The sequence below is a fragment of the Cyanobium sp. NIVA-CYA 375 genome (assembly GCF_056108345.1).
Genome location: NZ_JBSYHW010000001.1, coordinates 50,557 through 64,296, shown reverse-complemented (window position 1 = coordinate 64,296; position 13,740 = coordinate 50,557). Strand labels below are relative to the sequence as shown.

Below are 13,740 nucleotides of genomic sequence, written 5' to 3'. Positions count from 1 at the left end.
CTGAACAAAAACTACTCAGGGCAACGGCCCAAGAGAAGGGAGAGGATCTGTAGGAGCGCTAACCGATGAACTGGCAGAGCCGTCGTCGCCAGCATCTTCATCCTCAAAGGCCTCTTCGTCCTCGAAGCCCTCTTCGTTAAGTTCTTCGTAAAGCAAATCAAGCCCGATCAACACCCGTTCCCGATCGGAAAGATCGCCGATGATGCGGCGTACGGGTGGCGGCAGGATCTTGGCCAGGGTGGGGGTAGCGAGAATCTTGTCCTCCTCAGCCAACTGGGGATTTTTCAGCACATCAATCACCTTGAGTGCATAAACACCCCGGAATTCCGTTTCCAGGATGTTCCGCAGTGTTTTCAAGGCACGCATCGAGTTGGGTGTATTGCCCGCCACGTAGAGCTTGAGGATGTAAGTCTTGCGTGGAGTCATGATTAAGAAACCTCCTGGTTCAAGCCATCGTGGGCTGGCCGAACGCCTGGACCGGGAGACCAGTCAAAGGCGCATCGGCTGGAATCGAGCGGCGATACATCTCGCAGAGATGGGCCATCACATCAAGCAGGGCCAACCGATAATCCTGGAGGAAATCGTTCTTGTGCCCTTCCAGCTTGAGCTGGTTGGAGAAGCCATCAATGAGATTCATGTGAATCTCAACAGTTCTGGTAATGGGTAAGTCACTGAAAAAAGCCGTATTGACAAAACTTTCCAGAGCCTGGTTGGCCGCAGCTGGATCCCGGAAATAGCTGAGCAGCAGGTCTCTATAGGTGCGCTCCAGAGAATGGAGCAGCTCCTCCCTCTCCAGCTCAGTCAGGTTACGCAGATACCGAGCTGGATCCCGCTTGTAGTAGACCCCAACAAAACCAAGTCGGCCCTTTAGCCGGTTGGCCAGCTTCCAGCGGTCTGGTGTTTCGGTCTTCTGTGCAGTTATGGGGCTATCAGGTCCCGCCAGGCCCTGGCGCAGAAAGCGGGAGACGGCCGCATCCAGGCTGTAGCTGAGCTGCTCGAGCTGATCGGGGGGCAGATGCACCTCAGTTTCGTGGAACTCAATCTGGCCGCCCACCCCACCGATCACCACCGCCGGCAACAGCAGTCCCAATTCCACTAGGGCAAGGCAGTCCTCGCGGCTGAGGGCCCCCTGCTCCAGCAGCACGGCGTCGAATTCCTCCCGTCGCCTATCAAGCTCCGCCACAGGGTTACAGGCAGGGTCAACCCACACCATTAGGCAATGCCCCCCGGCCAGCCAGCGGGAGCAGGCTTGCTTCAGGCGTGGATCTCGGATCAGAGAAGCGATGGTGAGGGCCGGTTCGGGCATAGGCCGCTTCAGCAGCGGGACAACCCGCGGGAGAGCCCCCCGAATGTTGACGAAAGGAAGGGCCGGACGGGATGATTATTATTCGTTTTTTGATTGTGCGCCAGGCCAAATGATGGTCAATTTTTCCTAAGGCCTGGTTCTCTGAAAACCGTGCTCGAAAGATTGCCATCAGCCTGGCCACGCTCCTGCCGCCATGAGCCCTACCACCGAATCCGCAGCCACCAGTGGCGCCTACGCCATTGTTGAGGCGTCAGGCCAGCAGTTTTGGCTGCAGCCGAACCGTTACTACGACCTCGACCGCCTTGGCATCGATGTTGACGGCACCTTGACCATCGACAACGTGTTGCTGATCAACGACGGCAAAACCACGACTCTGGGCCAGCCGTACGTCAAAGGAGCCAGCGTTGAGCTCAAGGTGATGGCCCATCGCCGCGGCCCCAAGATCATCATTTACAAGATGCGCCCTAAGAAGAAGACCCGGCGCAAGAACGGTCACCGTCAGGAGTTGACCCGGGTGATGGTCGAATCGATTTCCCTAGGTGGCAAGGCCCTGTCCTGAGCTTTTTTATCGCTCCCTTTTCAATTTCCATATCCACACGCTGATCCCCCCGATCCATGGCCCACAAGAAAGGCACAGGCTCAACCCGCAACGGCCGCGATTCCAACTCCAAGCGCCTCGGCGTCAAGCGCTACGGCGGTGAAACCGTGAGCGCCGGCTCCATCCTGATTCGCCAGCGCGGCACCTCGGTGCTGCCCGGGGTCAATGTGGGCCGCGGCTCCGACGACACCTTGTTCGCCCTGGTGGATGGCGTAGTCAACTTCGAGAGCATCAAGCGCGGCCTGCGCAACCGCAAGCGCATCAACGTTGCCATCGGCTGATTTGGCCCCAGGCCCTTAAAGCGATTCCTTGCTGCCGGCGGAGATCCGCCGGCTTTTTTATGCCCCGGGCTTCCTGCCCTTCAGGCCAATCGGTAGGCCCGGGTGGTGATCAGGTAGGGGTGAAACACCTCGAGAAAGCGGCTCTGCAGGGTGCGGAAAAAGGCCTCCACCAGCTCTGGGGCATCGAAGTGAAAGGGGTACTCGCCCTGAAATCCCTTGAAGAAATACCAGTTGAGTAGGGCGATGCCGGCTGGGGCGAGGCGCTCGGCAAACCGGGCCAGCTGGACGGCAGGATCGCTCAGATGCTCCAGCACATCCAGGCAAACGATCGTGTCGAAGCGCCCAGGCAGGGCCGGATCTGCCAAATCCCGATAGCAGCTCAACTTGGCGCCCAGGCCGAGCTCGGCAGCGCGGGCCTGCACAAAGGCCCGATTGTGGGGATTGAGATCCACAAACCACACCCGCTCCACCTCGGGAAGAGCTGCCGCAGCTAGGGCATGGCTGCCAATGCCGCCGCCGAAGTCGAGCACCTGGCCGCGGGCAAAACGCTGCTGCAACCGCAGGGTGTCGGCGATGTAGTCGGCGCTGCCTAGGTGCCAAGCCGCCAACTCCAGCAGATGGCCGGTGCCAACGGTGTCTTCATAAAAGCGACCCGCCTGATCTGGATCAAAGGCACCGGGGTGCAGGGCGGCCAGGTCGTCGGTGCTGCTGGGCAGGCGGCACTCCAGCTCCTCGGGGGAAATCTCGAGGAAGCTGGCCAACTGGGAGCGCAAGGCAAAGCCATCAACCAAGAACCGCTCCACTCCCAACTCCAGCTCCCCTGCCGCGCCCATGCCTTGCCTTGCCCTTTAGATGGGCGTAAACCTAGGAGCCTGCCCCGATACGGGCCTCTTCCCCTAGTTCAGCCCCTTCTCCAGGTACCTCTAACCAGCGCCGCAGCCAGGCCACCAGGCCATAGAAGGGCAGGGTGTCAGCCAGGGCTGCCACAAGTTTGAACAGGTAGCCACTGGCGATGAAGGAGGCCAGCTGGGGCACCACCGGCTCGCCGGGGCGCAGAGGCAGCACATGGCTGGCGTAGTGACTAATCAGCACCACGGCGCTGGTGTCCACCAGCTGGCTCACCAGGGTGGAGCCGTTGTTGCGCAGCCATAGGGCCTTGCCCCCACTGACGCGCTTCCAGAAATGGAACAGCCGCACGTCGGTGAACTGGGCCGCCAGGTAAGCCACCATCGAGGCACCAACCGCGCCGAATGCCAGACGGCGCACCTCAAAGAAGGTGGCATCGGGCGCGCCTGCCAGCCCCGGCAGGATGCCGCCAAGCCAAAGGATCAGCACAATCCAGCCATTGAGCAGCAGACCCACCCACACCAGCTGGGAGGCCTTCTGCTCACCCCACAGCTCACTGATCAGGTCTGTGCACAGGAAGGTGACCGGATAGGGCAGGGCACCCACCGCCACCACGATCGGCCAGGAGCCGATCGTGCCCAGCTGGAGAAAGCGGGTGAGGCCGAGGATATTGAGCATGCCCATGGTGCCCAGGAAGATCCCAGCCAGCACCAGAAACGCCAGGTCGCGGCGCTGCTGCAGGGTCATTGGCGCTGAACATGGGACGCTGCAAGGGTGACGCTCCCATCCATGGCTGACCAGCCCTGCGGCTTTCTGGTGCTCGACAAGGCAGCGGGGCTCACCTCCCACGCCTGTGTCGCCCGGGTGCGGCGCGCCTACAAGCTCAAGCGCGTGGGCCATGGCGGCACCCTGGATCCAGCCGTCACCGGGGTGCTGCCAATCGCCCTGGGCCCCGCCACCCGGCTACTGCCCTACCTGGAGGGCGACAAGACCTATCGGGGCGTGGTGCAACTAGGGCTGCGCACCGTCAGCGACGATCTGGAGGGTGAGGTGCTGGCCCGCTTGGCGGTGCCCGCTTTAGAGGCAGCGGATCTGGAGGCAGCCCTGGCGAGCTTTCGGGGCACGATCGACCAGGTGCCGCCCCAGGTGTCGGCGGTGCATGTGGAGGGGCAGCGGGCCTATGCCCTAGTGCGCCAGGGCGAGCAGGTCGAGCTGGCGCCCCGAGCGGTCACAATCCAGCGACTGGAGCTGCTCGGCTGGGATGGCGCCACAGCAAGGCTCGAGCTGCTGGTGCGCTGCTCGGCCGGCACCTACATCCGCTCCCTAGCCCGCGACCTAGGCGGGGCGCTGGGCTGCGGTGGTGCCCTGGCGCAGCTGCGCCGCAGCGAGGCCCTGGGCTTTGGCCTCGAACAGGCCGTGCCACTGGAGGCCCTCGATCAGGCGCCATTGCCCGCCCTGCTGAATCCGCTGGCAGCCCTGGGGCACCTACCCCAACGGCAGCTGCTCGATGCAGAACTTGAAGGCTGGCGCTGCGGCCGCACCCTTGACCATGGGCTGTCGCTGGAGGCCGGAGAGCCGGTGGCGGTGCTGGGGCCGGATGGCAACCTGGCTGGCATGGCTCGCACCAGCGAAGGCGGCCTGTTGCAGCCCAAGCTGGTTTTCAACGCAACCGGCTAACCCCTCGCTCCTCTCCCCCCGCACCCCGATGGCCGGCCACAGCAAGTGGGCCCAGATCAAACGCACCAAGGCCGTGGTGGATTCCAAACGCGGCGCCGTTTTCACCCGGCTTGGCAGGGAGATCATGGTGGCGGCCCGAAGCGGGGCCGACCCCGCCGGCAACTTCCAGCTGCGCACCGCCATCGAGAAGGCCAAAGCCGCCGGGATGCCCAACGCCAACATCGAGCGGGCCATCGCCAAGGGTTCGGGCCAGGGAAGCGGCTGCGGCGAAGCCTTTGAAGCCGTGCGCTACGAGGGCTACGGCCCGGGCGGCGTGGCGGTGCTGGTGGAGGCCTTCACCGACAACCGCAACCGCACTGCCGCCGAGGTGCGCCTGGCCTTCGGCAAGCATGGCGGCAACCTGGGCGAAACGGGCTGTGTGGGCTACCTGTTTGAGCAGCGCTCGGTGGTGCAGCTGGCCGCCGGGGATGGCCAAGCCATCGATGAAGAAGCCCTGCTGGAAGGGTTGCTGGCCCTGGAGGAGCAGGGCGGCCCCGCCGCCCTCGGCTACACCCCCCTCGAGCAAGGGGGGCTGGAGGTATTCGGCGGCTTCGCCGACCTAGAGGCCCTGCAGGACGGCCTGCGCCGCCAGGGCTGGGTAGTGTTGGGCTGGGAACACCGCTGGATTCCCCAAACCGCCTGCCCCCTGAGCGACGCCGAAACTCTGCGCGCCTGCCTGAGCATGCTTGATGCCCTCGAGGACCTGGAAGATGGGCGCAGCGTCACCAGCAACCTGGAGGCCGACGAGGCGCTGATGGCGGAGGTGATGGGCTGAGAGCAGCGCGCCAAGCACTGGCCAACCCACTTAAGGATCCTCTCGGATCGCTTCCGCATCAACCCGCCGCAGAAAATCGATCAGACCCTGGATGTAAACCACCTGGTCATCAACCATCGCCATATGGCTTCCATTCGGGCAGTGGAGATGGGAACCCCGCGGCAGAGCCTTGGCCATGGCAGCCATCTGCTGGGAATCCATGGTGTCGTGAGCGGCACCAATGGTGAGAGTGGGAACCTGAATCCGGGATAGATCAGCCCTGCGATCCCACTGGGCCAACTTGCCACGGGCGCCCAGCTCACTGGGACCCTGCATGGGGATGTAAACCTTCGGATTGAGGTGCTCAAATGCACGCAGAACCGAATCGGGCCATTGGGCATAGGGCCGGCGCAACACGTGGTGCTCGTAGTGGTGCGGGATCAACAACTCCATGTAGCGCGGGTTGTCGTAATCCTCTGCGGCTTCGATGGCCTGGAGCTCAGCAAAAACACCCACTGGCAGTTGACGGAGAAAACGCTCTTCAGCATAACAATTGTACTCCGGCACACTCCATACCATGTTGGAAATTATCAATCCCTTCAGATATTGCTGGTGGCGCAGCGCATACTCAATCGCCAGAATTCCGCCCCAGGAGTGACCGAGCAAGAAAAAATTGCTGCCATCGAGAGCCAGGGCTTGGCGCACCTGCTCCACTTCATCAACAAATCGCCCGATCTCCCAGAGATCAGGGTGATCGGGCTGGCTGCTGTGATGCGAACCCAACTGGTCGTAGAAATAGAGCTCGATTCCCGCCTGGGGCAGAAAACTGTCAAACACCTCGAAATACTCGTGGGTGCAGCCCGGTCCGCCATGGAGCAGCAACAGCTTGATGTGAGGATTCGCACCGCTGCGACGTGTCCAAACATCAAAGGTGCCGAAGTCGGTGCGCACCGGAATGCTGCGCACACCGGAACCGGGCGGAGCTGGAGAAGGCGGCATGGACAAGGTCGACAAAAGCCTTGAATCATCATTGCTCCTCCAGGAACGCCCCCAAGGCGGCCCGATCAGCCAGCACCTCCAGTCGGGGGTGGTGCTGCAGCCAGCTGGCTGGCACTTCAGGGCAGGGGGGCTCCTGCAAAGCCCGTTTCAAGATGGCGGCCTTACTGGCGCCGGTGACCACCAGCAGGATCCGCTCAGCAGCAAGGATCTCCGCCAATCCAAGCGTGATTGCCTGGGCCGGCACTGCCTCGGGATCGCCTCCAAAGGCGCCAGCGTTCTGGGTCCGGGTGGCGGCGCTGAGGCTCAGGCAGCGGCAGGGGGCTCTAGCCCCGCAGGGGGGCTCGTTGAAACCCACATGGCCGTTTAAGCCCAGGCCGAGCAGCTGCAGCCCCACGCCACCGGCAACTGCGAGGGCTGCCCCGTAGCGCAGAGCTTCAGCCTGGGGATCGGCCGCCAGGCCATCGGGCAGCAGTACCTGCTCAGGCTGCAACCCCAAGGGGCGCTGCAGCCGGGCAGTCATGAAATCATTAAAGGAGCGCGGATCGTGGGGCGCTAGGCCCACATATTCATCCAGGTTGAAGCTCAGCCAGCCCTGGCGGATTGCCTGCTGTTGCGCCCCACTGAGCTGCTCAAGCTGCTGGACTAAGGCCGCATAGACAGGCTCCATGGTGCGGCCCGTGGCCAGTCCCAGGGGACGCCCGGGCCGCTGCAGGCGTTCTTCCAGCAGCCTGGCCGCCACCGCAGCCGCTATGGCCGGCCCATCAATGAGGGAGCGCAACTCCAACTTCAGGGGCTGACGTAGGGGCGCAACTCGGTTCCGCGGTAGTAGTGATGGAGGATCTGCTCGTAGCTCTGACCCCGGTTGGCCAGGCCGTGGGCGCCCCACTGGCTCATGCCCACACCATGGCCGAAGCCCCGGCCGATCGCCAACAGCGATGGCGGCGGCAGTTGCACGGGCACCTGATCAGGGCTGATGGCAGGCTCGGCAGCCAGCGGCGGCAAGGCAGGCAGGGCCGCCAACTCTGGGGCCAGCACCTCAAAGCGCACCAGGGTGCTCCTGAGCCCCAGGCGGCTGCGCAGCTGGGCGCCGGTGAGAACCAGGGTGCCGGCAGGGCCGATCACCCGCGCCTGGCGCACCCGACCAGAGCCGGTAGTGGCGAGCACATCGATGCGCTGGGCACCGCCGATCTCGCCAAACGCCTTCTGCAACTGCTCGGGCTCCAGGCGCAACTGCCAGGCGTGCACAGGACTGTGCTGATCAAAATCGGGCACGCTTACCAGGTATGGAAGCTGCTGGCTCCAGAGATCACCGCTGTTTTCGGTGCTGCCACCGGCGCTGCTATGAAACACCGTGTTGGCCAGGCTGGGGCCAAACATCAACACTTTGCCTCGGGTGCTATCTACCGCCTTACGGGTTGAAGCGGTTTCCGCCTCAACGCCCTTGTAAACCTGGCTTGCCACGGTGGCACGTAAGTCAAAGGCGGCAGCTGGCTTGCGCTGGCGCAGGGCGTAGGTGCGGGCGGCCACCGCCTGAGCGCGCAGGGCCGCCTGGGGCCAGCTCGCCGGCATCTCACTGGCTACCACGCTGGGCAGATAGGCCTCGAGGGGCACATGGTTGACAGCCTGTAGGCCTGAGCTGCCCACCAGCACCTGCAGTCGGCCGCGGTAGCCCCGCTGTTCCAGCTGAAAATCGGCGCCTTCTTTGGGGCCGATCTGCGAATCCAGCGAGGCGCCGGCGGGCAGTACTGCCGGCTCCAGCCAGAGCTCCGTCACCGCAGGCAGGCGCTCGACGCCAGCACCGCGCTCAAGCACCAAGCTGCCACCAGCCAAGTGCAGCAGCACCGGCTGCTGAGGCGCCAGCAACCAGCGCTGGCTACCAGCCCGCAACACTAGGGGCTGCTGAACTGCCTCAACGGTCACTTTTGCCGTTTCGAGCAACAGCACCCGCACTTGGGGATTGGCGTTCTGGGCCCGCAGCTGTCCTGGGACCGCCCCAGTCAGCACCAGGGCGCTTGCCAGCCAGGACACCAGTGGGAAACGGGACACGGGCACGGCCACACATGGGTTGCATTGTGCCCGGCGTGGCAACATGCGCCAGAGGCAGCACCACCGTGCAGGTCACCTTTTTAGGAACCAGCTCTGGTGTGCCCACCCGGGGACGCAATGTGTCGGCGGTGGCGCTGCGACTGCCCCAGCGCAGTGAGCTGTGGTTGTTCGACTGCGGCGAGGGCACCCAGCACCAGTTCCTGCGCAGCGATCTGCGGGTGAGCCAGCTGCGGCGAATTTTCGTCACCCACATGCATGGCGACCATGTATTTGGCCTGCCCGGCCTACTGGCCAGCCTCGGCCTGGCGGGCACCTGCACGGGCATCGACCTCTACGGCCCCGATCCCCTGCGCGACTACCTCGAAGGAGTGCTGCGCACCTCCTCCACCCGGATCAGCTATCCGCTTCGCACCCACCGGGTGCATTCCGCAGCCGAGAGCGGCGCCCTGCTGCTCGATGACGACGACCTCACGGTGCGCTGCACGCCGCTGACCCACCGGGTGCCTGCCTACGCCTACCGGGTCGATCAGAAACCGCGGGCTGGCCGCTTCGACGTGAAGCGAGCCAAGGCCCTCGGCATCCCGCCAGGGCCGATCTACGCCGAGCTCAAAGCTGGGCGCGACATCAGCCTCGAAGACGGCCGGATCATCAATGGCGCCAGCCTTTGCGGCCCCGATCGCCCGGGGGCCAGCGTTGTGTATTGCACCGACACCGTGTTCTGCGAAGCAGCGGTTGAGCTGGCCCGCGGCGCTGACCTGCTGATCCACGAATCCACCTTTTCCCACGCCGAAGCGGAGCTTGCTTACCAGCGCCAGCACTCCACCAGCACGATGGCGGCCCAAACCGCCCTGGAAGCCGGCGTCAAGCAGCTGGTGCTCACCCACCTGAGCCCTCGCTACATGCCAGGCAATCCGATGACGCCCGACGACCTGGTAGCGGAAGCCCAATCCATCTTTGCCAACACCCTGGTGGCCAAGGATTTCCTCAGCATCGACATCACCCCATCCGAACCGGCCGCGGCCTAGCCCTGCAACAGTTCAAGTGATTCCGCTGCGGAGGGCCCTTTCCCCGTGATACAAAATCTCCGCTGCGGTTTTTTACCGCGTACCCGCCGGCATTTCCCAATGGCCTCCTCCTTTCCCTCGGCTGCCCTCCGCAAGGCCGTTCGCGTTCTTGCTCGAGCCATGCTGGCCCTGCTGCTGTTCACGGGCTTCGGCAGCCCAGCTCTGGCGGCCGCCTGGACCAGCGAGCAGCTCACCGTGCCCGCCACACCAGACGGCACCCTGGTGACCTTCAGCGAGCAGGAGATCAAGGCCGGTCGCAAGGTGTTCAACAGCAGCTGCGGCGAGTGCCACGCCGGTGGCATCACCAAAACCAACCAGAACGTGGGCCTCGATCCTGAGACCCTGGCCCTGGCCACCCCTTCGCGCGACAGCGTTGAAGCGCTAGTGGACTACATGAAGGACCCAACCTCCTACGACGGCGAGTACAGCATTGCTGACGTGCACCCCAGCATGCGCAGCAGCGATATCTTCGTGAAAATGCGCGACCTCGACGACGACGACCTGCGCCTGATGGCTGGCTACATCCTGGTGGCCCCCAAGGTTCAGGGCATCCAGTGGGGCGGCGGCAAGATTTACTTCTAGCTTCACCCCCCTATTTAGCCGGTGCAACAGCACCGGCTTTTTTATTGGCTGTGAACCGGCGGTGGCTTGCAGTTGGCTAGGTCTAGGGAGGTGGGCTGCTTGCTGTACCACCACTCCTGCAACTGGGATCCAAGCCGCACCGGAAACAGGGTGATCACCGTGCGGGTGGGGCGGGCGCCTGGCTGCAGCAGCTCAACGGCATAGGACGGGCAGCGGCGGGAGGCCAGATCCGGCACAAAGCGCCGGCCGATTCGCCGCCAGCTTGGCTCCTTGCTACGCCAGGCCAACCGACAGCAGGGCCAGGGCAACTCCTCGCGATCAAACAGGCGGCAGCAGGGGCCCAGCACCCGATAGCTGTATTGGCCGCCGGGGCTGGTGTGCTCGCTCCCTGGCTCCAGCAGGGCTGCGACGTTGCCCTGGGAGGGGGGTGCCTGGGCTGACACAGAACTGCGGCTCGGGGATGACAGCAAAAAGCCACCCCTAAGGGTGGCAGAAAATTCAGATTGCTCAAGGGCAGGCCCGTGATTGCCGAACCTGCTCAGGCTGATCTGGAGCTCAATAGAGCTCTTCTTCGGCGTGGGTCTTGATGGTGCAGTCGCTGGTGGGGTAGGCCACGCAGGTGAGCACAAAACCAGCTTCGATCTGGTCGTCGTCGAGGAAGCTCTGGTCGCTTTGATCGACGGTGCCGGAGGTCAGTTTGCCTGCGCAGGTGGAGCAAGCACCGGCACGGCAGGAATAGGGCAGATCAACGCCCTGTTCTTCAGCGGCGTCGAGGATGTACTGGTCATCAGGAACCTCGATGGTCTTGTTGAGGCCTTCGCTCTCGCTGATGAGGGTGACCTTGTAGGAAGCCATGAAAAGGATTGGGGCTCACAGGCACCCGGAAGCCGGGCCTGTAGGACCCGCCCTTCCTACATCCGCCAGACGCCCTTGCTGTCGATTTGTCGGCCAGAACGCTGGAAGGCCAATCAAATTGAAGGCACAGATCAGCGTGCCTTATGCAACACGCCGGATCGTCATCAGGCCCCACTTACCTTGCTCGGCAGTGAGTTCGGCCTGCCAACCCTCGTGCCGCAGGGCCAGCTGCAACGCCGGAGCCTGGTCAACGAGCAAGCCGCTCAGCAGCCCCACGCCGCTGGCCGCCAACACGGTGTTGAAGGCAGGACAGAGGGCCTGAATCACCGGAGCAAGAATGTTGCAGAGCAGCAGATCGGCCGTCTGGCCCTCGAGCAGCTCAGCAAGAGCCTCAACTGAGCCCAGTTGCACCCGCACTTGGGGAGTGAGTCCATTGAGGCCGGCATTGTCAGCAGTAGCTCGCACTGCCAGGCCATCAGTGTCGACAGCCGCCACCGAGGCCGCACCCAGCCGCAGCGCAGCCAGGCCCAGCACACCACTGCCGCAGCCGAGGTCTGCCACCCGCAGGCCCGCCAGCCCCTCTGGCGTTATGGCGGCTAGCAACTCCAATGCCTCTAGGCACATCCTGGTGGTGGGATGGCTGCCAGTGCCGAAGGCGCTGCCCGGATCCATGACGATCAGCCGCCGCTCGGCATGTTCGGGCGGACAGGGCAACCAGGCAGGCAAGATTAAAAGTCTTTCGCCCACCGGATCAGCCTGCCAGTGCTGCTTCCAGCTGAGGCTCCAGTCTTCGTCGGCCTGCTGACTCCACTGCAGTGGGGGCAGCGCCAAGCCAAAGGGCACCGCCAGGGGCGCCAAGGCCAGCTCCAGTTGCTGGCGCTCCGGCTCCGGCCAGTCGATCGCCGGCAGCCAGGCGATCAGCTGACGCTGACTGGGCGTTTCAGGGCGGTGCTGAACTGCCACCCGGGGGATGCCCAGGTCAGTGAGCTTCCAGAGCAGGGATTCCTCCAGCTCCGGCAGGGCGGCCAGCTCCAATCGCCACCAGCCCAGGGCAGCAGCCATTAAAGAGTGACCGGGTGAGCTTCCTGAATGCCGTTAATAGCGTGCACCGAGGCCAGCAGGCTTGGGGGGATGGGGTCGTCGAGGCTGAGCACCATCACGGCATCACCACGCACGATGCGGCGGCCCACCTGCATCGAGGCGATGTTGACGTTGTGCTCACCAAGCAGGGAGCCCAGCTCGCCGATGATCCCGGGCATATCCCGGTGACGGGTGAACAGCATGTGGCGACTGGGGGCCACGTTCACCGGGAATTCATCGATGGTGGTGATGCGCAGCTCGCCTTCGGCGAACACCGCCCCGGTAACGCTGTGGCTGGCCTGGGAATTACGGCAGCTCAGCTGCAGCGAGCCTCCGGCGAAATCGCGGCTGGCGTCATCCTTGACTTCCAGCACATGAATGCCGCGCTCCTTGGCCTCCAGGCTGGCATTTACATAATTGATGCTGTCGCCGAGGGCGGTGGAAAGCAAACCCTTGAGAGCCGCCACCACCAGGGGCTGGGCCGGGTGGGAGGCAAAGTCGCCCTGGAGGCGCACCTCCAACTCACTGATCGGGCCACCAGCCAGCTGGCTCAACAGCTGACCCAAGGTTTCTGCTAGTTGCAGGTGGGGCTTGAGCTGCTCCATCACCTCTGCATTGAGGCCAGGAATATTCACAGCGCTGCGGGCAGGCAAGCCCAGCAGCACGTCGCGGATCTGCTCGGCCACATCGATCGCCACGTTTTCCTGGGCCTCTGCGGTGGAGGCACCCAGGTGGGGCGTGAGGATCAAACGTTCCTTCACCTGCCGCAGGGGCGAACCAGCCTCTAGAGGCTCTTTGGCGTAAACATCAAGGGCCGCACCGCCGATGGTGCCGTTCTCGACCGCCTCAGCTAAGGCCGCTTCGTCAATGATGCCGCCGCGGGCGCAGTTAACGATCCGCGCCGTCGATTTCATGGTCTTGAGCAGCTCCGCGTTCACCAGGTTCTCGGTGTCTGGGGTGCGGGGTAGGTGCAGGCTGACGAAGTCAGCTTCAGCAAACAGGGCAGGTAGGGGCAGCAGACGCACCTGCATCTGCTGGGCCCGCTCGGCGGAAACGTAGGGGTCGTAGGCCATCACGTCCATGCCCATCGCCTTGGCTACCCGGGCCACGTGGGAGCCGATCTTGCCCAGACCCACCACACCCAATTTTTTCTTGTACAGCTCATTGCCAACGTATTTCTTGCGATCCCAACCGCCGGCCATGGTGCTGGCATGGGCGTGGGGCACATGGCGCGACAGGGCCAACATCAGGGCCAAAGCCTGTTCAGCGGCAGCAATGGTGTTGCCCTCCGGCGAGTTCACCACCAGCACACCTCGCTTGGTGGCCGCAGGCACATCAACGTTGTCGACGCCGACGCCGGCTCGGCCAATGATCCGCAGCTTGTCGGCCGCTTCGATGATTTCGGCAGTCACCGTGGTGCCCGAGCGGATCATCAAGGCGTCGTAGTCGCCGATGATCGCCTTGAGCTCCTCGGGCGACAGACCAGTGCGTACATCAACCTGAGCCACCTGGGAAAGGATGTCGATCCCCGCCTGGTCGATGGGATCCGAAACGAGAACCTTTGTCATGCCCGGCGGTGCGATGCGGAGAGCCGGAGGTGCAGTGTAGTGAGC

The 13,740-nt window shown here is 63.8% G+C and carries 17 protein-coding genes; 6 read left to right on the top strand and 11 right to left on the bottom strand.

Translation table 11 applies throughout. The annotated features are described in order from the left end of the window. Positions 1 to 15: 15 nt before the first annotated feature. Both kaiB and AC01FP_RS00380 read right to left on the bottom strand, forming a co-directional pair. Positions 16 to 426, bottom strand: coding sequence for a circadian clock protein KaiB (kaiB, locus tag AC01FP_RS00385; RefSeq protein WP_474476670.1), 411 nt, complete (start codon positions 424 to 426; stop codon positions 16 to 18). A 19-nt stretch (positions 427 to 445) separates the two neighbouring features. Then, positions 446 to 1,306 carry a circadian clock protein KaiA gene (locus AC01FP_RS00380; RefSeq protein ID WP_474476668.1) on the bottom strand — a complete coding sequence of 287 codons (861 nt, stop codon included), beginning with the start codon at positions 1,304 to 1,306 and terminating at the stop codon, positions 446 to 448. A gap of 193 nt (positions 1,307 to 1,499) precedes the next feature. Between AC01FP_RS00380 and rplU the strand changes: the two genes are divergently transcribed. Next, on the top strand, positions 1,500 to 1,865 hold the full coding sequence (gene rplU / locus AC01FP_RS00375) for a 50S ribosomal protein L21 (RefSeq protein WP_474476665.1): 366 nt from the start codon (positions 1,500 to 1,502) through the stop codon (positions 1,863 to 1,865). A 56-nt stretch (positions 1,866 to 1,921) separates the two neighbouring features. Further along, positions 1,922 to 2,185, top strand: coding sequence for a 50S ribosomal protein L27 (gene rpmA, locus AC01FP_RS00370; protein ID WP_254933859.1), 264 nt, complete (start codon positions 1,922 to 1,924; stop codon positions 2,183 to 2,185). Positions 2,186 to 2,265: 80 nt separating this feature from the next. Here rpmA and AC01FP_RS00365 read toward each other — a convergent pair whose 3' ends face one another. Together AC01FP_RS00365 and AC01FP_RS00360 are read right to left on the bottom strand one after the other, a co-directional pair. Next, on the bottom strand, positions 2,266 to 3,018 hold the full coding sequence (locus AC01FP_RS00365) for a class I SAM-dependent methyltransferase (RefSeq protein WP_474476662.1): 753 nt from the start codon (positions 3,016 to 3,018) through the stop codon (positions 2,266 to 2,268). 31 nt (positions 3,019 to 3,049) lie between these two features. Further along, entirely contained in the window at positions 3,050 to 3,778 is a 729-nt protein-coding gene (locus AC01FP_RS00360) for a queuosine precursor transporter (protein WP_474476659.1), read from the bottom strand. Between the two features lie 42 nt (positions 3,779 to 3,820). Here AC01FP_RS00360 and truB point away from each other — a divergent pair, with 42 nt between their 5' ends. After that, entirely contained in the window at positions 3,821 to 4,708 is an 888-nt protein-coding gene (truB, locus tag AC01FP_RS00355) for a tRNA pseudouridine(55) synthase TruB (protein ID WP_474476656.1), read from the top strand. Positions 4,709 to 4,736: 28 nt separating this feature from the next. After that, the gene (locus AC01FP_RS00350; RefSeq protein WP_474476653.1) at positions 4,737 to 5,522 is read left to right on the top strand and encodes a YebC/PmpR family DNA-binding transcriptional regulator; all 786 of its coding nucleotides are present in this window, start codon (positions 4,737 to 4,739) and stop codon (positions 5,520 to 5,522) included. A gap of 30 nt (positions 5,523 to 5,552) precedes the next feature. Here AC01FP_RS00350 and AC01FP_RS00345 read toward each other — a convergent pair whose 3' ends face one another. The 3 genes from AC01FP_RS00345 to AC01FP_RS00335 are packed head-to-tail and all read right to left on the bottom strand — an operon-like array spanning position 5,553 to position 8,546. Beyond that, on the bottom strand, positions 5,553 to 6,500 hold the full coding sequence (locus AC01FP_RS00345) for a proline iminopeptidase-family hydrolase (RefSeq protein ID WP_474476650.1): 948 nt from the start codon (positions 6,498 to 6,500) through the stop codon (positions 5,553 to 5,555). A gap of 28 nt (positions 6,501 to 6,528) precedes the next feature. Then, positions 6,529 to 7,278 carry a glucosamine-6-phosphate deaminase gene (locus AC01FP_RS00340; protein ID WP_474476648.1) on the bottom strand — a complete coding sequence of 250 codons (750 nt, stop codon included), beginning with the start codon at positions 7,276 to 7,278 and terminating at the stop codon, positions 6,529 to 6,531. 8 nt (positions 7,279 to 7,286) lie between these two features. Continuing rightward, on the bottom strand, positions 7,287 to 8,546 hold the full coding sequence (locus tag AC01FP_RS00335) for a SpoIID/LytB domain-containing protein (RefSeq protein ID WP_474476645.1): 1,260 nt from the start codon (positions 8,544 to 8,546) through the stop codon (positions 7,287 to 7,289). A 65-nt stretch (positions 8,547 to 8,611) separates the two neighbouring features. Between AC01FP_RS00335 and rnz the strand changes: the two genes are divergently transcribed. Together rnz and psbV are read left to right on the top strand one after the other, a co-directional pair. Beyond that, positions 8,612 to 9,571: a ribonuclease Z gene (gene rnz, locus AC01FP_RS00330; RefSeq protein WP_474476907.1), complete on the top strand. Its 960-nt coding sequence runs from the start codon at positions 8,612 to 8,614 to the stop codon at positions 9,569 to 9,571. 99 nt (positions 9,572 to 9,670) lie between these two features. Further along, positions 9,671 to 10,192: a photosystem II cytochrome c-550 gene (psbV, locus tag AC01FP_RS00325; protein ID WP_474476643.1), complete on the top strand. Its 522-nt coding sequence runs from the start codon at positions 9,671 to 9,673 to the stop codon at positions 10,190 to 10,192. A gap of 41 nt (positions 10,193 to 10,233) precedes the next feature. Here psbV and AC01FP_RS00320 read toward each other — a convergent pair whose 3' ends face one another. The 4 genes from AC01FP_RS00320 to serA all read right to left on the bottom strand — a co-directional run bounded on the left by AC01FP_RS00320 (position 10,234) and on the right by serA (position 13,695). Continuing rightward, positions 10,234 to 10,635 (bottom strand): hypothetical protein, encoded by a 402-nt coding sequence (locus AC01FP_RS00320; RefSeq protein ID WP_474476904.1) that lies wholly within the window; start codon positions 10,633 to 10,635, stop codon positions 10,234 to 10,236. A 112-nt stretch (positions 10,636 to 10,747) separates the two neighbouring features. Then, entirely contained in the window at positions 10,748 to 11,047 is a 300-nt protein-coding gene (locus AC01FP_RS00315) for a ferredoxin (protein WP_106502300.1), read from the bottom strand. Positions 11,048 to 11,188: 141 nt separating this feature from the next. After that, the gene (prmA, locus tag AC01FP_RS00310) at positions 11,189 to 12,109 is read right to left on the bottom strand and encodes a 50S ribosomal protein L11 methyltransferase (RefSeq protein ID WP_474476641.1); all 921 of its coding nucleotides are present in this window, start codon (positions 12,107 to 12,109) and stop codon (positions 11,189 to 11,191) included. Next, a complete protein-coding gene (serA, locus tag AC01FP_RS00305) occupies positions 12,109 to 13,695 on the bottom strand; it encodes a phosphoglycerate dehydrogenase (RefSeq protein WP_474476638.1) in 1,587 nt (528 codons plus the stop codon). Before serA ends, prmA begins: the two co-directional genes overlap by 1 nt. Positions 13,696 to 13,740: the final 45 nt, after the last annotated feature.